Here is a 19,342-nt window from a genome sequence, read left to right on the forward strand (position 1 = left end):
ATATGAAAGCATTAATGTTTGGATGGGAATTCCCTCCTCATATCCTGGGAGGTCTGGGTACGGCCAGTTTTGGTCTTACACGTGGAATGGCTATGCAGCCGGATATGGATATAACTTTTTGTATACCGAAGCCCTGGGGTGATGAAGACCAGAGTTTCCTGAAGATAATAGGGATGTGCAACGTCCCGATCGTATGGCGTGATGTCCAGATGGATTATGTCAGAGAACGATTGTCGAAATACATGGATCCGCAGAAATATTATGATCTTCGTGACCATATTTATGCAGACTTCAGTTACAGGCATGTAAATGACTTGGGATGCATGGAGTTTTCCGGGCGCTATCCTGATAACTTGCTGGAAGAGATCAACAACTATTCGATCGTCGCCGGTGTTGTGGCCCGTACGGAGCAGTATGACATTATTCATGCGCACGACTGGCTGACTTATCCGGCCGGTATTCATGCCAAGAATGTGAGTGGCAAGCCTCTCGTGATCCATGTGCATGCAACCGACTATGACCGCAGCCGCGGGAATGTGAACCCGGATGTGTATGCCATCGAAAAGAACGGTATGGATAATGCGGACCATATTATTACGGTAAGTAACCTGACCCGGCAGACGGTGATCGAAAAATATCATCAGGACCCGTCAAAGGTGACGACTGTGCATAATGCCGTTGAACCGCTGAGCCAGGAGATTTTATCCATTCAGGATAAAAAGGGTGTGAAAGACAAAGTGATCACCTTCTTGGGACGTATCACAATGCAGAAAGGACCTGAATATTTTGTGGAAGCAGCTGCCAAGGTGTTGGCGAAAGCTCCGCATGCCCGTTTCGTGATGGCCGGTAGCGGCGACATGATGGACCAGATGATCAACTTGGCGGCGATGCGTAATATTTCGGACCGTTTCCACTTCACCGGATTTATGAAAGGTAAACAGGTGTACGAGGTGTTGAAAGCCAGTGATGTATATGTGATGCCTTCTGTTTCCGAACCGTTTGGTATTTCTCCGCTCGAAGCGATGCAGTGCGGTGTGCCTTCCATCATTTCCAAGCAATCCGGTTGTGCCGAGATTCTTGATTATGCAGTGAAGGTGGATTATTGGGATATCGAGGCGTTGGCAGATGCCATGTACGCCATTATTACCTATCCCGCCATGCATAAGTTCCTGCAAGAGGAAGGTAAGAAAGAGGTGGACAATATTAAATGGGAATATGCCGGACAAAAGGTTCGCCGCATCTATGATCAAGTATTGAATAAGTAACGACAAGAAAAAATAAAAAAATAAGATATTATGAAAACGATCTGCTTTTATTTTCAGATACATCAGCCGTTCCGTCTTAAAAGATACCGTTTCTTCGACATCGGCAACGATCATTATTATTATGATGATTTCCAGAATGAAGAAATTATCCGCCGTATAGCCGAACGCTGCTATTTGCCGGCTAATAAGGCTATTCTGGAGATGATTAAAACGAGTGGCGGCAAGTTTAAAGTGGCTTTCTCTATTTCGGGAATGGCATTGGAACAGATGGAAATCTATACACCGGAAGTAATCGACAGCTTTAAGGAGCTGGCTGCAACCGGCAATGTGGAATTCCTGTCGGAAACATATGCTCACTCTTTGTCTTCTCTGGGCGACCCGGCTGAATTCAAACACCAGGTACAGAAACAGGAAGATAAGATCAAGAGTTTGTTCGGCGTTAAACCGAAGGTGTTCCGCAATACGGAACTGATCTATTCCGACGAGATTTCGGAGATGGTTTATGCAATGGGTTATAAAGGAATGTTGACTGAAGGTGCTAAACACATCTTAGGATGGAAGAGCCCGAACTATGTCTATTCTTCCTGCACGGAACCGAAATTGAAATTGCTGTTGAAGAACGACCGTTTCAGTGAAGACCTGTCCGACCGTTTCAGTAATTATAGCTGGAATGAATATCCGCTGACGGCTGATAAATATATATCCTGGATTGCTGCAACTCCGGATTCCGAACAGATCATCAATCTGTTTATGAATTATGAGGTGTTAGGTTCTCTGCACCCGGCAGAAACCGGAATCTTCGACTTCTTCAAGGCACTGCCTCGCTTTGCCGCTGAAAAGGGAATAGGTTTCTCTACTCCTTCGGAAGTGTTGGCTTTGATGAAACCGGTTGATTGTATTTCTGTTCCTTACCCGATGTCATGGGTGGATGAAGAAAGAGACTGCAGTTCCTGGTTGGGTAATGTTTTGCAGCAAGAGGCATTCCGCAAGCTGAATGAAATAGGCGAACGCGTACGCCTGTCGCAGACCCGCCGTATCCGTCAGGATTGGTATTATCTGCAGAGCAGCGACCATTTCTATTATATGAGTACAAAGCATATCGGTGCCGGATTCAGTCCATACGACAATCCGTATGACGCTTTCAATAACTATATGAACGTCTTGTCGGACTTTATCGTTCGTGTGAATGCCGAATTCCCGGAAACAATAGAAAACGAAGAACTGAATTCTCTGTTGACAACAATCAAGAATCAGGGAGAAGAGATAGAGGAATTGCAGAAGGAACTTGATAAATGCAAGAAAAAAGTGGCAAAGAAAGCTGCTTCTGCTGAATAGAGGTAAAGTGGTAAAAGTAAAAACCGGGGCTTCCTTCTGGAAACCCCGGTTTTTTTATGTCTGTAATGTAAGGTCGATTTATCTGTATTCAATTGTTACAACACGTACTTCCATTGCATCTTTGTCGATACGCAACTTAACACCGGACGGTTTCAAGTAGTTTTCGATAGCGACGGTATAATCACTTGTTTGTCCGTAATAGTTTGTAGTCTTTCCTACTCTGCGTTCTACCGGGATAACACTGAGAACAAGATCCTCGTCCGGAGAGTTCTCGATGTGAGCTTTGAGCAATTTTGCTATATTCCCAAATGTATAAGTTCGGGTAGAAGCCGTATATGGAGCTCTAAAAGAGGTTATACTATTTTCAACACTATTGCTTTTAAAGAAACTATCAACCGAATCCTTTGGCAAAATCAACAGGTTGGCAGGAGCTTCAAATGCATATTTCCAGTCTTCCTGCGGAAGCGCTTTCAATGAAAGCGCGAAGTTGCTGACGATACGGCCCTTAATGATAGGCGCGATATCCTGTGCAGGAATGGTCAGTTGAGTGTAAACACCTGCCGGACTCTTCAAATAAGCGATGCTGTCATTCGGTTCCAAGAGATGGCTCATGTCGGTATTCTTAAAGCGGTTCAACTGGATTACTTCAGATGTGGCGCTAAATACTTCTGCTGTTTGTATGATTGAATCCTGGCCGGCAGAACCTTTCACTACATATTTATAAAATATGTTCATTTGGGTACCGTCAATGTTCAGGATATTTCCTGTCCCGTACGTGTTTGTTACATAAATACCCGGGAAGAATTCATTGAATGTATTCTGATTTTTAAAGACTTCCGGTGTGTTGATCGTCGCTTCATAGAAACGTTGTCCGAGCTCCTGCGGCATACGGATGGTTACATTTGGCGAGTAAGTATATTCACCGGATGTGGTGTTTTTATCATTCCAAAGAGAGTCGGAAACGGCCAAATCACGTGCCGTATAAGTCTGCATGCCCAATGATTTCTGCATATTGCAATACTTTCCCGGATCGATATTTGTGTAGAAATCCCTTGTCAGCGGTGTCGTAACTTCATAGAGTTGGACACGCATGGGCGTAAGAGAATCACCCGTCCAGCTTCTGCTGTAATATATTTTAAATTCAACAGAGTCTATTTTACCATTATATGGAGTTTCTCTGAACCGGAAGTTCTCCGGACTGTAGAACTGGCACATGAAATCGGATTTCAGGTTGCCGTATAAAGGATCGTAGATTTCTCCCAACGAACCGTAAGTCGTTCGTGCATAAACAGAATCCGTAAGCATTGTGCTTGCTTTCATGTAGAATGTATCCGCATGCACCAGCGGTCTGTCATTCTCCGGTTGGATACCGGTTCCTACCTGCGTCAACTCATCATTACACCCGCTCAAGATCGAGATCCCGAGACTCAGGCCAAGTATAAAAAGCTTGATTTTCATTTCTCTAAATTTATTTTGTGCCTAATACGACATCGTAGAATTCGTTGAATTTATCCATATAAACATCCGGAGACTGGTAAGGCAGGAACGGCGTGTTCTTTTTGGTCGCGATATAATCCAACACATCCTGGTTGATTGTCTCACTTCCCTGTATCACGCCGTCAGCAAAATCAATGGCAAGTTTTGTCAGTCCGGTGAAGCTGGTATCGGCCTTGATACCTTTCAGGTCGCTGTCTTTGGCTCCATCCATCTTTAATTTGCTTGCAAATTCCTTTCTGAACGGTGTTTTGAAGTCATCGTTATAAATAGAATAGACAATCTTTGCATTTTTGAGGCAAGGGTCGTCGGCATACATACGTTTGATGTACAGGGCTGTTAGCGCTGACATCCATCCATGACAGTGAATCACGTCGGGTATCCAACGGAGCTTTTTCACTGTTTCCAATACACCACGAACATAGAAGATCGAGCGGTCGTCGTTATCCTCGTATTCGTTTCCATCATCATCGCTTATAGTATGTTTTCTTTGGAAGAAATCTTCATTGTCAATGAAGTATACCTGCATGCGGGCTGCCTGAATGGACGCTACCTTTATAATTAACGGGTGGTCGGTATCATCAATGATAAGATTCATACCCGAAAGGCGAATCACTTCGTGCAATTGGTTACGGCGCTCGTTGATGCTGCCGAATTTAGGCATGAAAGTCCTGATTTCACGACCGCGCTCCTGTATGCCTTGCGGCAGGTTTCTGCATATCGTTGCAATCTCGGATTCGGGAAGGTAGGGTGTTATTTCTTGAGCTATAAACAAGATTTTTTTTGCATCCATTCTGTAAACTAGTTTTATAAAGACGCTACAAAGATACAAAATTTCTTTCATTTACCGCAATTATTTATTTGCTTTGCACCGTCAATAAGCATCTAAGGGATGAAAATAGTAAACAGTATTAAAGAATTAAAGAGTTATCTCGCTGAAGAAAAGCGTAATAACAAGCAAATCGGCTTTGTTCCCACTATGGGGGCATTGCACAACGGACACCTGAGCCTGGTCGAACGTTGTGTGAAGGAAAACGACGTATGTGTGGTCAGCGTCTTTGTCAATCCGACCCAGTTTAACGACAAGCATGACCTTGAAACTTATCCGCGTACGCTGGATCAGGACTGCGCTTTGTTAGAGCCGGCCGGTTGTGACTATGTGTTTGCCCCGTCGGCAGAAGAAATGTATCCGGAGCCGGATACCCGTACGTTCGATTTTGGGACGGTGTCGGCAGTTATGGAAGGGGCGCGTCGGCCCGGTCATTTTAACGGGGTCGCCCAGATTGTGAGCAAGCTCTTTTATGTGGTCGAACCGGATAATGCCTATTTCGGCGAAAAAGATTTCCAGCAGATTGCTGTGATTCGCGCGATGGTGAAACAGTTGGATATCCCGGTAAAAATCAATGCCTGTCCGATTTTACGCGAGGCAGACGGCCTGGCTTTAAGCAGCCGGAATGTACGTTTGACGCCGGAACAACGTCAAAAAGCACCGTTAATAGCTCGTACGTTAAAAGAAAGTACTAACTTTGCGCCCGAAAAGAGTGTGCAGGAGGTGATAGATTATGTTATCAATACGATAAATGCCGATCCTGTCATGCGGGTGGAATACTATGAGATTGTAGATGGCTACACGATGGAATCCATCCGGAACTGGTCCGATACGACTTATCCCGTGGGATGTATTACCGTATATTGCGGAGAGGTTCGTCTGATAGATAATATTAAGTACTAAAATAGACTTGTGAATTATGTTTTTGCTTTCCTTGCGAAATAAAAGTTTCATATAAGTGAAACAATAGTTTCCTGCCCATGAAACTCCGGTTTCATGCCTATGGAACAAAAGTTTCAAGCAAGGGGAACAAGTGAAACTAAATAATTCAGAAATAGGAATCATAACTCATATCGTATGTTAATAGAAGTAGTTAAATCAAAGATTCACCGGGTGACGGTCACGGAGGCCAACTTGAATTATATCGGCAGTATTACGGTCGATGAGGATTTGTTGGACGCCGCTAATCTGATTGCCAACGAGAAAGTATCTATTGTGAACAACAATAACGGCGAACGCCTTGAGACCTATATTATTAAAGGAAAACGAGGCTCTGGTATGGTTTGCCTGAACGGGGCGGCTGCACGAAAGGCACAGCCCGGCGATGTCATCATCATCATGTCTTATGCCCTGATGGATTTTGAGGAAGCGAAAACATTTAAGCCGTCTGTTGTGTTCCCCGATACGGCGACAAATAGGCTGATATGAAACATCGGTAGCTGATAATAAATGCAAAAGCATATAGAAAAAGCTCGTCTGATGTGACGGGCTTTTTTTATGAGTATAAACATCCCATTCGAAAATAAACTGTATGTACACGAATAAACAAATCTGGAATGTAAGTTATCCTATCTTTTTGAGCCTTTTAGCGCAGAATGTTATCAACGTGACAGATACTGCGTTTTTGGGGCGGGTAGGCGAGGTTGAACTGGGCGCATCGGCGATGGGCGGTTTGTTCTATATCTGTGCCTTTACGATTGCTTTCGGTTTCAGTACCGGGTCGCAGATTATTATGGCCCGGCGCAATGGAGAGCGGAATTACAAGGAAGTCGGGCCGGTGATGATACAGGGCGTCTTCTTCCTGCTTGCGTTAGCGGCAGTCATGTTTACGCTGTCCCGGCTGTTTGCTGGGGATATTATGCGGGGACTGATTTCTTCCGATACGATTCTGTCTGCTACGGAAGAGTTTCTGGACTGGCGCGTGTTCGGTTTCTTTTTCTCTTTTGTGAATGTGATGTTCCGTGCTTTGTTCATCGGTATTACGCGCACTAAGGTGTTGACGTTGAATGCGATCGTGATGGCGCTGACCAATGTCTTGCTCGACTATCTGTTGATATTCGGACATTGGGGATTTCCGGAATTAGGGATTAAGGGAGCGGCTATTGCGTCGGTGATGGCAGAGGCAGTTTCGATTGTGTTTTATATGATTTATACCCGGATGACGGTGGATATCAAGAAGTATGCCTTGAACCAGTTCCGTTCATTCGATGTCAAGCTGCTGAGGCATGTGTTGGGTATTTCCATCTTCACGATGTTGCAGTATTTCATATCGCTTAGTACCTATTTCATGCTTTTCGTGGCGGTGGAACATCTGGGACAGCGGGAGCTGGCGGTTGCGAATATTGTCCGCAGTGTCTATATTGTCTTGTTGATTCCTGTCAATTCCTTGTCGACGGCGACGAATACATTCGTAAGTAACAGCATCGGTGCGGGTCATAAAGACCAGGTGATACCGATTATCCGTCATATCACCTGGATTTCGTTGGGGATCATGGCGGTGTTCGTTTCCGTCACCTGTTTGATCCCGTCCGCGATCCTGTCAGTTTATACGAATGACGTGTCTTTGATCGAGGCGTCTGTGCCTTCGCTTTATGTCATTTCCGGCGCTTTGTTGATCGGGGCGGTTGCGAATATCGTATTTAACGGGGTGACGGGTACGGGAAATACGCGTTCCGCCTTTGCCATGGAGTTGGTTACGCTTGTTTTTTACACCTTGTTTATATATGTAGCAGGAATGCGTTTGCATCTGCCGGTAGCCATTTGCTTCCTGACCGAGGTTGTTTATTATACCGGTCTGTTGGTGTCAAGCGTTGTCTATCTGAAGAAAGCTTCCTGGCAGAATAAGAAAATCTGAAGCTATTTTGTCCGGGCAATCTCCTGCTTTATTCATCAGTTTTTCTTACCTTTGCCCCTCATTCAAAGAATAGAAGATAAAATAAATATACATACGAATTATGTTTGAGAACTTAAGCGAAAGGTTAGACAGATCGTTTAAACTGTTGAAGGGTGAAGGTAAGATTACGGAAATCAATGTGGCGGAAACATTGAAAGATGTACGTAAGGCATTACTCGACGCCGACGTAAACTATAAAGTGGCCAAGAGTTTCACCGACACGGTGAAGGTGAAGGCGTTAGGACAGAATGTGCTTACATCCGTTAAGCCCAGCCAGTTGATGGTTAAGATCGTGCATGACGAGCTGGCCGAACTGATGGGAGGGACGGCTACTGAACTGGAACTGACGGGTAATCCGTCAATCATCCTGATGTCCGGTCTGCAAGGGTCCGGTAAAACGACCTTTACGGGTAAGCTGGCAAATTTGCTGAAGACTAAGAAAAATAAGAAGCCGCTGTTGGCTGCCTGCGACGTGTATCGTCCGGCTGCTATCGAACAGTTGCGCGTGGTCGGCGAACAGGTCGGCGTGCCTGTTTACATGGAACTGGAGAATAAGAATCCGGTGGAGATCGCCATGAACGCAATTCGCGAAGCACGTGCAAAAGGAAACGATGTGGTGATTGTCGATACCGCCGGCCGTCTGGCTATCGACGAGCAGATGATGAAAGAGATCGCTGCTATCAAGAGCGCTATCCAGCCGGATGAGACTTTATTCGTGGTCGACTCCATGACCGGACAGGATGCTGTCAACACGGCGAAGGAATTTAACGAACGCCTGGATTTCGACGGCGTTGTCCTGACTAAGCTCGATGGTGATACACGCGGTGGTGCCGCCCTTTCTATCCGTACGGTGGTCGACAAACCGATCAAGTTTGTCGGAACCGGTGAAAAGATGGATGCGCTGGATATTTTCCATCCCGAACGTATGGCAGACCGTATCCTCGGCATGGGTGATATCGTTTCGTTGGTGGAACGCGCCCAGGAACAGTATGACGAAGAAGAAGCCAAACGCCTGCAGAAGAAGATCGCCAAGAACCAGTTCGACTTTAATGACTTCATCGCTCAGATACAGCAGATCAAGAAGATGGGTAACCTGAAGGAACTGGCATCCATGATTCCGGGTGTGGGCAAAGCCCTGAAAGATGTGGATATCGACGACAATGCTTTCAAGAGCATCGAAGCGATCATCTATTCCATGACTCCGGACGAACGTGTCAATCCGGCTATCCTGAACGGTTCACGCCGCCAGCGTATTGCCAAAGGTAGCGGCACGACTATCCAGGAAGTGAACAAGTTGATCAAGCAGTTCGACGAAACGCGTAAGATGATGCGTATGCTGACTGCCGCTAAACCGGGAAGTAAGAAATTCCCTTCATTTAAAAGATAAATCCGAAAAGATAATAGAATATGGAAGAGCAACAGTACAAACTATTGGATGGAAAGGCTGTTTCTGCCCAGATGAAGCAGGAGATGGCTGAAGAAGTAGCTCAGATCAAGGCTGCAGGCGGTAAGATTCCGCATTTGGCTGCTATTTTGGTCGGTCATGACGGCGGCAGCGAGACGTATGTCGCCAGCAAGGTGAAAACCTGCAATGAGATCGGTTTCAAGTCGACACTGATCCGTTACGAAAGCGATGTGACCGAGGAAGAACTTCTGCGCAAAGTGGACGAATTGAATAACGACCCCGATGTGGACGGATTCATCGTGCAACTTCCTTTGCCGAAGCATATCTCTGAACAGAAGATCATCGAAGCGATCGACTATCGTAAAGATGTGGACGGTTTCCATCCGATTAATGTGGGACGCATGTCTATTGGTCTTCCTTGTTTCGTGTCGGCTACTCCGGCCGGTATTCTGGAACTGTTGCGCCGTTATGAAATCCCGACACGCGGTAAACATTGCGTAGTCTTAGGACGTAGCAATATCGTAGGCAAGCCGATGGCAACCCTGATGATGCAGAAGGCTTATCCGGGTGACTGTACGGTTACTGTTTGCCACAGCCGTTCGGAAAACCTGAAAGAGATGTGCCAGAGTGCCGATATTATTATTGTTGCTTTAGGCGTGCCTGAATTTCTGAAAGGCGATATGGTGAAAGATGGCGTTGTGATTGTTGATGTCGGAACGACGCGTGTGCCGGATGCAAGCCGTAAAAGCGGCTTTAAGCTGACGGGCGATGTCAAGTTTGACGAAGTCGCTCCCAAAGCGTCTTATATCACGCCGGTTCCGGGAGGTGTAGGTCCGATGACAATCATCTCTTTGATGCGTAATACCCTTCTGGCAGGGAAGAAAGCTATTTATAAATAATATAGTGGGGTTGCCTCGACATACCTTGTTCCCGCGCTTGACGCGGGATCGCAAAGGAACAAGCCTTATGATGAATAAGATTTGTTCCTTTGTCGTTTATTTATTCCTTTTTAGTTGCCTGCCGCTCTCCGCCCAGGATTCGCTGACAATCTTGTTTGCAGGGGATGCCATGATGCACCAGACACAGCTCGATAATACCCGGAAAGGAGATTCTTTTGATCTGAGCGGTTACTTTTCGAATATAGAGAAAGAGGTGAAGGCTGCGGATATTGCTGTCGTGAACTTTGAGGTTCCATTGGGAGGGAAACCTTATAGCGGTTATCCTGCTTTCAGTGCGCCGGAAGACTTTGCTTTGGCTTTACAGAAGGCGGGTTTCGATTTCTTCCTGTTAGCGAATAATCATTGTCTTGACAGGCGGACACGAGGACTTGTGCGTACTATCCGGATGCTGGATTCCCTCGAGATACGCCATACCGGGACTTTCCTGGATCGTGACCACCGGCACCGTACGTATCCGATGCTGCTCCGCAAGAAGGATTTCCGTATCATCATGCTTAATTATACTTATGATACCAACGGTTTGACGGTCGATACGCCCCGTATTGTCAACTATATCGACAAACAGGTGATGGAAGCGGATATTACCGAAGCCAAACTTTTTAATCCTGACTTTATTATTGCCAATATGCATTGGGGATTGGAATACGAGCAGATGCCTTCCCGTGAACAACGCCGGTTGGCAGACTGGTTGGTGGGGCAAGGTGTGGATTTGGTTATCGGTTGCCATCCGCATGTCGTCCAACCTATGGAACTTCGGAAAGGGGAGGACGGCGTCCCCGATCGTTTGGTCGTCTACTCATTAGGCAATTTTATCTCAAACATGAGCCGGGAACATACGGACGGAGGTGCAATGGTAAAAGTAGTCCTGCGCCGGAAAGGGCTGCGCCGGTATATTGCCTCCGCACAATATTCATTGGTTTATTCCTCCCGGTATGTAAATAAATGGGGAAAAGAAGATATCCGGGTCGTTCCGGCGGCATCTTGGTCGGAGAAGAATCAAAATGGCTCTTTTTCAGTCGATTCGGCATTAATTAAGTATGTAAAGAATACCCGTTTGCTTCTAAATGGAAACAATAAAGCGGTTGATGAGTATGTTTTTGATTAAAAAAAAGTGTCCGGAATGTTTGGCACTTAAAATAAAATATCTATCTTTGCACCGTCTTAAAGGAAACGTAGTTCGTTAAGATAAACATGGTGAGAGTAGCTCAGTTGGTTAGAGCATCGGATTGTGGTTCCGAGGGTCGTGGGTTCGAGCCCCATCTTTCACCCGTAAGGCTATCCTGAAAAGGATGGCCTTTTTTATTATGTCCATTCATCGGTAGCCGATTTAGGGCTCACCCGATATTTCTTGGGGGACGCAGACGACGCAGAGGAACGCAGACTTATTTCTTTTAAAACAATAAATGATCTGCGTTTGTCTGCGTCGTCTGCGAAATCTGCGTCTGGTAGGACCTGGCTTTTTTATATGAACTTCCTGTAAGAAACTTTGGTTTCGAAAGAGTCTTTAAGATTAGCTGCTATCAGAACTTCCGGAAAGTATAAGTCTTCCCTTTGCTGTTAAGTATTAACTGCTTGGATGTCAATTTGTCAATAGTGTAAGTCCGCTTGGTCGAATCCCAATCGGTATATGGCAGGAATTTCTCAACTGGCCTCGGGTCACTTATCAGTTCCAGCAGGAGCGTTTTATCTCCTTCCATGACATTGTAACCATAACAGTGGAGGAATGAATCGACAGCTGGGAAGTAAACCTGGTACATGAATAAAGAGTGCTCGAAATTAAAATAAACCGTATCGGTCTCCTGGATTGTTCCGCTCGCTTCTACCTGTTGCAACTGCCATTTTCCGAATAACTTGGATTCTGTATCTTTACTACATGCGACAAAAAGGAATGCACAAACTGCTATCAATATATTTCTAACCATAGTCTTACTTGCTTCAATAAGTTGTCAAAGGAAAGGAAATATTTTCAAAGTCGCAAGTTAAATATATATAGCAGTCGCAGGTATTTTTACAATTGGCTTTTGTTTCGTATATTTGTGTCATTATTTACTTTGTGTTTTTAATTATACAAACATTCTATGATACGAATAAAACAATTAGTACTACTGCTTTTGGTCGCATTGACCATCTCTTCATGCGTGAACAAGGCTCAAAAGGAGGATATCCTTGTCTACTCGAATCCCCTCCCGGTACAGTTTGGTGATCCCTATGTCTTGCTGGCATCGGACGGTCTATATTATATGTATGGGACAGGCGGCGGAGCTGTTGACGGTTTCTGCGTCTATTCTTCACCGGATATGGTCAACTGGAAAGCAGAAGGACAGGTTTTTCGGGGGAATGTTCCCGGTTCATGGGGTGTTGCCAACTTCTGGGCTCCTGAAGTCTATGAACGTAATGGTAAGTTCTACATGCTCTATAGTGCCGACTGGAAGGAAAACCCGACCAATGAACTCGAAAACTTCCGTATCGGCGTGGCAGTGGCAGACAAGCCGACCGGTCCTTTTAAGGAACTTTCCGATAAACCTCTGTTTGACCCGGGATATCCGGTTATCGACGGAAACCTCGTGGATGATGGCAATGGCCGTACTTATATGTACTTCTCCCGTTGCTGCTACAAGCATCCGGTAGAGAGCGAGATCGCCGAACAGGCCCGGAAAGAAGGGAAGTTCAATGAAATAGAGGAGAGCTGGATTTACGGTATAGAGGTGAAACCCGACCTGACGGATGTCATCGGTGAGCCTGTACTTATCTTGCGTCCCCCGGTAAAACTCGATGACACGCAATCCGAATGGGAAAGCCGTTCCGTCACAACCGGAGAGGTGAATCGCCGTTGGACCGAAGGCCCTTATACGCTCAAGAAGGGAGACACTTACTATATGATGTATTCGGCCAACTATTTCGGGGGCAAGAATTATGCTGTCGGCTATGCTACATCGAAGAATCCGCTCGGCCCTTTCACCAAGTCAAGTGATAATCCTGTCCTGCAAAAGAACGTGGAGCAGGGAGGCATCGTTACCGGTACCGGGCATAACAGTGTGACCTGGTCTAAAGACGGCAAGCAGATGTATTGCGTCTATCACGGACGGACACAGGAGACCGGTGACGAACGGGTCGTCTTCATCGACAAGATGGGAATAGACGACAATGGCCGTCTATACGTCGAAGGTCCGACAACCACTCCGCAAAAGAAATAGTGCGGACCTTCTCCCTGAATATATAAACTGCTTACAGCAGGCAGTCGATATCCACCTCCGTTCCTGCATCCGACTCTTCCGGGAGAAGGATGACCGGAGTACCGGGGAACTCTTTCTCCAGATATTGTTTGAGATATTCCAACGTATTGGCTGTAATCAACTCGTCGGTCGGGGGATAGAGGTTGTAGATGACAGCTTCGACCCGTATGCCGTACTGCTTGCAGGCATACAGGCTAAGCAGCGTGTGGTTGATACTGCCCAACTTACCGGACGTGACCAGGACTACCGGATATCCCTGTTCTTTTACATAATCGATTGTCAGCGAATGGAAGTCATTCGGAACCATCAATCCTCCTGCGCCTTCCAGCAGGACATATTCATATTTCCCCTGTAGCCGGCGGGTCGCTTCGGTGATCACCGACAGGTCGATTGTCCGCCCATCCTTTGCCGCCGCCATATGTGGGGAACAGGGATAGGTGAAGATATAGGGGCAGGTCAATCCTATATAATCATCCTCCGTGAAGGAAATACCTTGCAGGTGGCGGTGCATCTCTATATCCTCCGAAGTCTCCGTGCAGCCGGTCTGGATCATTTTCTGGGTGATTACTTGTTTCCCTTTTCCGGCTAATGCGCGTGCAAGAATGCCGGTGGCAAAGGTCTTGCCGATGTTGGTATCGATACCTGTGATGAATAATACTTTTCCTTTCATAAGCTGTTTATTTTTTTATCGCCACAACATAGAGAGGGCGGTATGTGAGTGTTACTTGATTGTTGGCTGCCGGAAACTGTTCCCGGTAGCGATTGCAGAAAGAAGCCAGCATACCCTTTGTCCAGAGACCGTTTCCCGTAGCCGTTACTCCTGTCGCTTTCAGGTGCTTCAATACATCCAGCGGACTGTTGAATGTCAGGCGGATTATCTCTTCCTCACAATGCCGGAGGTCGAAGCCGGCGGACAACCATCCGGCAAGTTCGACGGCAGTGGGATAGGATAGTCCTTTTCCCGTCAGCTCTTTTATCTCTGACAGGTTACCGGGCGCAAAGGTGCTGAACAGAAGCGTACCGTGCGGTTCCAGCAGTCTCGCCAGCTTGCCCAGAAACTTTTCCGGCTCTTTCATCCATTGGAAGGCTGAGGCAGAAGCAATCAGGTCGAACTTGCCGGGAAAGGGGATCGCTTCTGCATCACCCATGATAAAGCGAGGAGGGCAACCCTGAAATAGTTTGCTTACCTTTTCCCGGCAACCTTCGCAAAGGTCGTTCAACACCCATTCCTCCGCCTTGCATTGTTCGATAAGGGAACGGGTGAAACCACCTGTTCCACAGCCGATTTCCAGGATGCGCCCATAATGTCCTCCCACTGGTCCGGGCAGGAGAGATGCTAATTTTCGGCTAATCCGATGCTGTGCATCCGCCTGGCTGTCATAACTTGTCAATGCGCGGGTGAAGCGGTGCTGTATGCGTTCTCTGTCTATTGCTTCCATATTTCATTCCATTGTTTCCATAAATAAAAAGGATAGTGAGGCGCCTCCAATACGGTTACCTGGCAACGGTTTTGCCAGTAATTGTGCAGGTTGGCGAACGGGAAAATCCGGTCGCCGGATGTGATAACAGCCCGGGTCCAGAAGTTGTCAGCGACAGGCTTTACTGCATCTTCCTTGATATGGGTATAGAGCGTCTGTAGCTCCTCGCGCACCTCGTCAATCGGGCGGGAAGGCACTTTTTCATAGGTTTGGAGCACTTCCCGTCCTCCACACATCCGACGGTTGAAGCGGTGCATGCCCTCCTCCGTTACATTCGCAAGCGTTCCTTCGAATACGGCAGGCGGGATTCCACAGGTGTCGTGAACGGGATAGTCCGTCCCATTAATCGCAATCGTTTCTACAAACATATCCTTTTTCTCCCGGAACAGGGCCGAGGCTACCCATACGCCCAATGACCATGCCACCAGGCGGATTTCCTTGTAAGCCGACAGGTCCTCCCCGAACCGGAGGTCGCGGTAGTCATAGCAGACCCAAACGTCCGTACCGGGCTCCGCTTTTAGCGGGCGGAACAGTTCCGGAGATGCTGACCATCCGGAAAAGAACAGCAATAGACGTCCTTGCCCCTTATTGACTTGCTTATCTATTTTCATTAGTCTATACTGTTAATCAATTCTTTTATTTCACTTTCCGTTACATTGGCCGTCAGTGAGAAACGTATTCGTGCCGTTCCTTTCGGAACTGTCGGCGGACGGACGGGCAGGCAATAGAAACCTTTCCGCTGTAATCTTAGGCTCGTCTCCACACAGTCTTCGCTTTCCCCGATAATGAAAGGAATGATGTGGCTGGATGAAATTTCTCCTCCCTTGCCTTTTAATGCATCCGATAGCAGACGGCTGGTTGTGGCGAGTCTCTGCCGTTCTTCCGTAAACTCAGGAAGCTTCTCGAAAATGTACCGGGTCCAGGCAATCTGGGCAGGTGGGAGGGCGGTGCTAAAGATAAGTGGGCGCATGGTATTGATCAGGTATTCCCGGATCGTCCGGCTGCATAGCAGGTAGGCGCCCATAGATGCCAATGCCTTTCCAAAAGTACCGACCAGCAGGTCTATATCCCCGATGCAATCTTGCTCTTCCGCAATCCCTAATCCTGTATTTCCTCTTACCCCAATGGCATGCGCCTCATCGACATAGAGCCATACGTTTGGGTATTGTCGCTTCAGGGAAACGAGTTGGCGGAGGTCGGCGATATCCCCGTCCATACTGAAGATGCTTTCCGTGACGATAATGATCTGTTCGTATTCATGTGTATATTTGGCAAGCAGTCGTGTAAGATGCTCGTTGTCATTGTGGCGGTATCGCTGATAAGGAGTGCCGCTCAGCAAGAGCCCGTCTATGATGCTGGCATGTACCAGTTTGTCCGCCAGTATCAGCGTTTGTTTGTCCGCCAAGGCGGGAAGTATGCCTGTATTGGCATGATAACCACTGTTGAATAGCAAAGCGGCCTCGCGCCCGAATCGTTCGAACAAGCATTCCTCGAGCTCGGTATAAACTTTGAAATTGCCGGTTAATAGTCTGGAGGATGAGGATGAGAAAAGCCAATCGTTTTCCTGCATCTCCCTCAGAAACTCTTCACGCAGCTCTTTGCGTGACGCCAGGCCGAGATAGTCGTTGGAGGAAAGATTCAGCATCTTCTGCATTTCTTTCCATATCCATTTCCCTTCGTGTACGACTTCCGGAAGACTCCGCAAATTACCTGTCTCTTTCAGTTTGTCTAAAAATATGTTGTAATCTTTCATTGCTTTGTTGTTATGATTTATCAGAAAACACGAAGCAGGCCACTTGTCAATTTCGACAACTCTTTATTGGTTATGATGAACGGGGGCATGAGATAAACCAGCCTTCCGAACGGACGTACCCAGATGCCTTCTTTGACAAATCGCTCTTGGAGAATGGCCATGTCGACAGGTTCTTTCATCTCGATGACTCCGATTGCTCCCAACACCCGTACCTCTTTCACGCTGGGGAAGGAAGCTGCCGGAGCGAGTTCGGCTTTTAATTGTGCTTCTATCGCGTGAACCTTTTCCTGCCAACCACTTTCCAACAGAAGAGAAACGGATGCCGAGGCGATGGCGCAAGCTAACGGATTTCCCATAAAAGTGGGGCCGTGCATGAAACATCCCGCTTCACCGCTGCAAATCATGTCAGCTACCGCTGTACTGGTAATCGTGGCGGAAAGCGTCAGATAACCGCCGGTCAAGGCTTTGCCGATACACATGATATCCGGTTCGACACCCGCCCACTCCCAGGCAAAGAGCCGGCCGGTCCGACCGAATCCTGTCGCGATCTCATCGAATATAAGCAAGACGTCGTATTGGTCGCATAACTCCCGTGCCCGTACCAGAAATGTAGGGGAGTAGAAATACATTCCCCCGGCTCCCTGCACGATCGGTTCGAGTATAAGGGCAGCAATCTCTCCGGCGTGTTTTGCCAACAGGTCTTTTAGGGGATCCATCGCTTTCTCATCCCATTCGTCATGAAACTTGACGGAAGGCTGGGGAATGAAGAACTGGACGGGAAGACTTCCGGCGAAGATACCGTGCATGCCTGTTACCGGATCGCAAACAGACATTGCGTGCCAAGTGTCGCCATGATATCCGCTCCGGATTGTGGCAAAGGCATGTTTCCGGTTCTTTCCCTTCCGGCACTTCGATTGCCAATATTGGATCGCCATTTTCATGGCGACTTCGACTGCAACGGAGCCGCTGTCGGCAAAGAATATCTTTTCCATCGAGGGTGGTAGCAGCGGTAAAAGCTTGGTCGCCAACTCGACGGCTGGCTCATGTGTCAGGCCTCCGAACATGATGTGACTCATTTTGTCTATCTGCTCACGGGCGGCAGCATTTAGCACCGGGTGGTTGTATCCGTGTACGGCTGCCCACCAGGACGACATACCGTCAATCAGTTTGCGGCCGTCTTTCAGCGTAATCGTTACGCCCTCCGCCCGTTCGACCGGATAGACCGGTAGCGGGTCGATGGTCGAGGTATAGGGGTGCCAGACGTGTTCACGGTCAAAACTCAGTATTTCTTCTGTTGTCATCTTTCCCAATCTGTATTTTCAGTTAATGAATATCCTTCCGATGTGAAAAGGGCTTTGTCTTCTGCCACCCGGCTGCCGATGGTGGTCAGGAGGTCTCCGATGATGGCTGCGTTGATGCCTATGCGAAGTGCCTTGCGTTGAGTCTCTTCGCTCAGTCTCGCCCGTCCGCCGGAGAAGCGCAGGTAAGCCTTCGGGTTGATAAAACGGAAGAGGGCGATGGTGGTCAGAATCTCTTCGTCGGTCAACGGCTTCGTCTCTCCGAGTGGCGTCCCGGGAATAGGCTGGAGCAGGTTTAGGGGGATCGAAAGGATGCCTTCCCTTTGAAGGAAGAGGGCCATCTCGATGCGTTGCTCCATCGTTTCTCCCATGCCGATGATGCCGCCGCTACAGATACGGAAACCTATCTTGCGGGCGGTGCGGATGGTTTCTATTTTCTGCTCCATCGTGTGTGTTGTACATAGGGTGCGGAAGTAGGAGGGTGCCGTCTCTATGTTACAATGATAATTTTCCGTCCCACTGTCATAAAGCGCTTGCAGCTGCTCGCGACTGAGGAGGCCCATCGAGGCGCAACACTTGATGTCTGTAGCTTGCTTGATCTGCCGGATGGTGTCGGTCACCTTTACCATATCTTTTTCGGAAACCTTTTTGCCGCTGGTGACAAGGGCGAACCGCCCGATTCCCTGCCGGCGGTTGTAGGTGGCATGGCGGATACATTCTTCTGCCGGCAAGAGGGGATAAAGTGTCACGTTCGTATTGTAGTGTCCCGACTGGGCACACCATTTACAGTCTTCGCTGCAGTTCCCGCTCTTGGCATTGATGATAGAGCAGGTGTCGAACTTGTTTCCCATGAAGTGGCGGGTGATTTGGCGGGCGGCTTCATAGAGGGCTTCCTTGTCGGGGGAGGCTGCCAGGATGTTTGCCTGTTCTTCGTTGAGCAGTCCGCCTGCGAGGACGTGTTGTTTAAGCTTTTCGATCATATAATATGTATTTGTATAAACAGAAAGCGCGGAAGGCTCTCAGCATATAATAGCTGAAGCCTTCCGCGCTTTCGGAAATGTTATTTTTTATTGTCTGTGTTGCTTGCGCTGCCGCTGGGCGGCTAACGGTCAGAATGAGGCATACCGCCTGCTCGAACAGAAGTGATAGCGTATTCCCGACGACTTCGTCACGGCTTGTTTTGTCTTCCATCATCTCTTCTTCTCCTGTCTTGTCGAAGGAGAGTACCGATGTATGGTTAGAACCATTCTTTACCTGGAAGCGCTCGGACACGTGTGCTGCCAGTTGCCCGATCGTTACGGCACGCTGCACACTGATGAAAGCAGCATACCCTTTCCGGCTCCATCTTCTGAAGCGGATTGTGACCGGCTTATGTGCATACTGCTTTTTCATCTTTTATC

Annotated in this window: 19 protein-coding genes and 1 tRNA gene; 10 read left to right on the plus strand and 10 right to left on the minus strand. The window is 47.6% G+C overall.

The window, feature by feature from the left end:
• The first annotated feature begins 2 nt into the window (after positions 1-2).
• A complete protein-coding gene (locus DWW90_RS06670) occupies positions 3-1,265 on the plus strand; it encodes a glycosyltransferase (protein ID WP_115500416.1) in 1,263 nt (420 codons plus the stop codon).
• A 30-nt stretch (positions 1,266-1,295) separates the two neighbouring features.
• Entirely contained in the window at positions 1,296-2,600 is a 1,305-nt protein-coding gene (locus tag DWW90_RS06675) for a glycoside hydrolase family 57 protein (RefSeq protein WP_115500415.1), read from the plus strand.
• A 78-nt stretch (positions 2,601-2,678) separates the two neighbouring features.
• On the opposite strand, the gene DWW90_RS06680 is transcribed toward DWW90_RS06675, so the two are convergent.
• Positions 2,679-4,058 (minus strand): DUF4270 domain-containing protein, encoded by a 1,380-nt coding sequence (locus DWW90_RS06680; protein ID WP_115500414.1) that lies wholly within the window; start codon positions 4,056-4,058, stop codon positions 2,679-2,681.
• A gap of 10 nt (positions 4,059-4,068) precedes the next feature.
• Complete coding sequence (locus DWW90_RS06685; RefSeq protein WP_115500413.1) at positions 4,069-4,887, minus strand: glycogen/starch synthase; 819 nt, start codon at positions 4,885-4,887, stop codon at positions 4,069-4,071.
• A 99-nt stretch (positions 4,888-4,986) separates the two neighbouring features.
• Here DWW90_RS06685 and panC point away from each other — a divergent pair, with 99 nt between their 5' ends.
• The 7 genes from panC (at position 4,987) to DWW90_RS06720 (ending at position 11,448) form a co-directional block, all read left to right on the plus strand.
• On the plus strand, positions 4,987-5,826 hold the full coding sequence (gene panC, locus DWW90_RS06690) for a pantoate--beta-alanine ligase (RefSeq protein WP_122344428.1): 840 nt from the start codon (positions 4,987-4,989) through the stop codon (positions 5,824-5,826).
• Positions 5,827-6,000: 174 nt separating this feature from the next.
• Entirely contained in the window at positions 6,001-6,351 is a 351-nt protein-coding gene (panD, locus tag DWW90_RS06695) for an aspartate 1-decarboxylase (RefSeq protein WP_122344429.1), read from the plus strand.
• A 103-nt stretch (positions 6,352-6,454) separates the two neighbouring features.
• Positions 6,455-7,777, plus strand: a complete 1,323-nt coding sequence (locus DWW90_RS06700) for an MATE family efflux transporter (protein ID WP_122344430.1) — start codon at positions 6,455-6,457, stop codon at positions 7,775-7,777.
• 100 nt (positions 7,778-7,877) lie between these two features.
• Positions 7,878-9,203 carry a signal recognition particle protein gene (gene ffh / locus DWW90_RS06705; RefSeq protein WP_122332990.1) on the plus strand — a complete coding sequence of 442 codons (1,326 nt, stop codon included), beginning with the start codon at positions 7,878-7,880 and terminating at the stop codon, positions 9,201-9,203.
• A gap of 20 nt (positions 9,204-9,223) precedes the next feature.
• Positions 9,224-10,120, plus strand: coding sequence for a bifunctional methylenetetrahydrofolate dehydrogenase/methenyltetrahydrofolate cyclohydrolase FolD (folD, locus tag DWW90_RS06710; protein ID WP_115500408.1), 897 nt, complete (start codon positions 9,224-9,226; stop codon positions 10,118-10,120).
• A gap of 67 nt (positions 10,121-10,187) precedes the next feature.
• Positions 10,188-11,285, plus strand: a complete 1,098-nt coding sequence (locus DWW90_RS06715) for a CapA family protein (protein ID WP_233547662.1) — start codon at positions 10,188-10,190, stop codon at positions 11,283-11,285.
• Positions 11,286-11,374: 89 nt separating this feature from the next.
• Positions 11,375-11,448 (plus strand) — tRNA-His (locus DWW90_RS06720).
• Positions 11,449-11,700: 252 nt separating this feature from the next.
• Here DWW90_RS06720 and DWW90_RS06725 read toward each other — a convergent pair.
• Positions 11,701-12,102: a lipocalin-like domain-containing protein gene (locus DWW90_RS06725; RefSeq protein ID WP_122344431.1), complete on the minus strand. Its 402-nt coding sequence runs from the start codon at positions 12,100-12,102 to the stop codon at positions 11,701-11,703.
• Positions 12,103-12,258: 156 nt separating this feature from the next.
• On the opposite strand from DWW90_RS06725, the gene DWW90_RS06730 reads away from it, so the two are divergent.
• The gene (locus DWW90_RS06730; protein ID WP_122333082.1) at positions 12,259-13,374 is read left to right on the plus strand and encodes a glycoside hydrolase family 43 protein; all 1,116 of its coding nucleotides are present in this window, start codon (positions 12,259-12,261) and stop codon (positions 13,372-13,374) included.
• 31 nt (positions 13,375-13,405) lie between these two features.
• Here the strand turns inward: DWW90_RS06730 and bioD are convergent, their stop codons facing one another.
• From bioD to DWW90_RS06765, 7 genes are read right to left on the minus strand one after another with little or no spacing between them, the layout of a single operon-like run.
• Entirely contained in the window at positions 13,406-14,083 is a 678-nt protein-coding gene (gene bioD, locus DWW90_RS06735) for a dethiobiotin synthase (protein ID WP_122344432.1), read from the minus strand.
• Between the two features lie 7 nt (positions 14,084-14,090).
• The gene (gene bioC / locus DWW90_RS06740; protein WP_122344433.1) at positions 14,091-14,852 is read right to left on the minus strand and encodes a malonyl-ACP O-methyltransferase BioC; all 762 of its coding nucleotides are present in this window, start codon (positions 14,850-14,852) and stop codon (positions 14,091-14,093) included.
• Positions 14,840-15,502, minus strand: a complete 663-nt coding sequence (locus DWW90_RS06745) for a DUF452 family protein (RefSeq protein WP_122344434.1) — start codon at positions 15,500-15,502, stop codon at positions 14,840-14,842. The genes bioC and DWW90_RS06745 overlap by 13 nt, the downstream gene beginning before the upstream one ends.
• Positions 15,502-16,644, minus strand: coding sequence for an 8-amino-7-oxononanoate synthase (locus DWW90_RS06750; RefSeq protein WP_122344435.1), 1,143 nt, complete (start codon positions 16,642-16,644; stop codon positions 15,502-15,504). Before DWW90_RS06750 ends, DWW90_RS06745 begins: the two co-directional genes overlap by 1 nt.
• A gap of 20 nt (positions 16,645-16,664) precedes the next feature.
• Positions 16,665-17,945, minus strand: coding sequence for an adenosylmethionine--8-amino-7-oxononanoate transaminase (gene bioA / locus DWW90_RS06755; RefSeq protein ID WP_122344509.1), 1,281 nt, complete (start codon positions 17,943-17,945; stop codon positions 16,665-16,667).
• The gene (gene bioB, locus DWW90_RS06760; RefSeq protein WP_122344436.1) at positions 17,942-18,922 is read right to left on the minus strand and encodes a biotin synthase BioB; all 981 of its coding nucleotides are present in this window, start codon (positions 18,920-18,922) and stop codon (positions 17,942-17,944) included. Before bioB ends, bioA begins: the two co-directional genes overlap by 4 nt.
• Positions 18,906-19,334 carry a hypothetical protein gene (locus DWW90_RS06765; protein ID WP_122344437.1) on the minus strand — a complete coding sequence of 143 codons (429 nt, stop codon included), beginning with the start codon at positions 19,332-19,334 and terminating at the stop codon, positions 18,906-18,908. Before DWW90_RS06765 ends, bioB begins: the two co-directional genes overlap by 17 nt.
• Positions 19,335-19,342 lie beyond the last annotated feature (8 nt).

The organism is Parabacteroides sp. AF17-28, assembly GCF_003479205.1.
GTDB classification, from domain to species: Bacteria; Bacteroidota; Bacteroidia; order Bacteroidales; family Tannerellaceae; genus Parabacteroides; species Parabacteroides acidifaciens.

Coding starts and splice junctions, on each gene's coding strand:
- DWW90_RS06670 (WP_115500416.1), top strand. CDS start 3: ATGAAAGCATTAATGTTTGGATGGGAATTCCCTCCTCATATCCTGGGA.
- DWW90_RS06675 (WP_115500415.1), top strand. CDS start 1,296: ATGAAAACGATCTGCTTTTATTTTCAGATACATCAGCCGTTCCGTCTT.
- DWW90_RS06680 (WP_115500414.1), bottom strand. CDS start 4,058: ATGAAAATCAAGCTTTTTATACTTGGCCTGAGTCTCGGGATCTCGATC.
- DWW90_RS06685 (WP_115500413.1), bottom strand. CDS start 4,887: ATGGATGCAAAAAAAATCTTGTTTATAGCTCAAGAAATAACACCCTAC.
- panC (WP_122344428.1), top strand. CDS start 4,987: ATGAAAATAGTAAACAGTATTAAAGAATTAAAGAGTTATCTCGCTGAA.
- panD (WP_122344429.1), top strand. CDS start 6,001: ATGTTAATAGAAGTAGTTAAATCAAAGATTCACCGGGTGACGGTCACG.
- DWW90_RS06700 (WP_122344430.1), top strand. CDS start 6,455: ATGTACACGAATAAACAAATCTGGAATGTAAGTTATCCTATCTTTTTG.
- ffh (WP_122332990.1), top strand. CDS start 7,878: ATGTTTGAGAACTTAAGCGAAAGGTTAGACAGATCGTTTAAACTGTTG.
- folD (WP_115500408.1), top strand. CDS start 9,224: ATGGAAGAGCAACAGTACAAACTATTGGATGGAAAGGCTGTTTCTGCC.
- DWW90_RS06715 (WP_233547662.1), top strand. CDS start 10,188: ATGATGAATAAGATTTGTTCCTTTGTCGTTTATTTATTCCTTTTTAGT.
- DWW90_RS06725 (WP_122344431.1), bottom strand. CDS start 12,102: ATGGTTAGAAATATATTGATAGCAGTTTGTGCATTCCTTTTTGTCGCA.
- DWW90_RS06730 (WP_122333082.1), top strand. CDS start 12,259: ATGATACGAATAAAACAATTAGTACTACTGCTTTTGGTCGCATTGACC.
- bioD (WP_122344432.1), bottom strand. CDS start 14,083: ATGAAAGGAAAAGTATTATTCATCACAGGTATCGATACCAACATCGGC.
- bioC (WP_122344433.1), bottom strand. CDS start 14,852: ATGGAAGCAATAGACAGAGAACGCATACAGCACCGCTTCACCCGCGCA.
- DWW90_RS06745 (WP_122344434.1), bottom strand. CDS start 15,502: ATGAAAATAGATAAGCAAGTCAATAAGGGGCAAGGACGTCTATTGCTG.
- DWW90_RS06750 (WP_122344435.1), bottom strand. CDS start 16,644: ATGAAAGATTACAACATATTTTTAGACAAACTGAAAGAGACAGGTAAT.
- bioA (WP_122344509.1), bottom strand. CDS start 17,945: ATGACAACAGAAGAAATACTGAGTTTTGACCGTGAACACGTCTGGCAC.
- bioB (WP_122344436.1), bottom strand. CDS start 18,922: ATGATCGAAAAGCTTAAACAACACGTCCTCGCAGGCGGACTGCTCAAC.
- DWW90_RS06765 (WP_122344437.1), bottom strand. CDS start 19,334: ATGAAAAAGCAGTATGCACATAAGCCGGTCACAATCCGCTTCAGAAGA.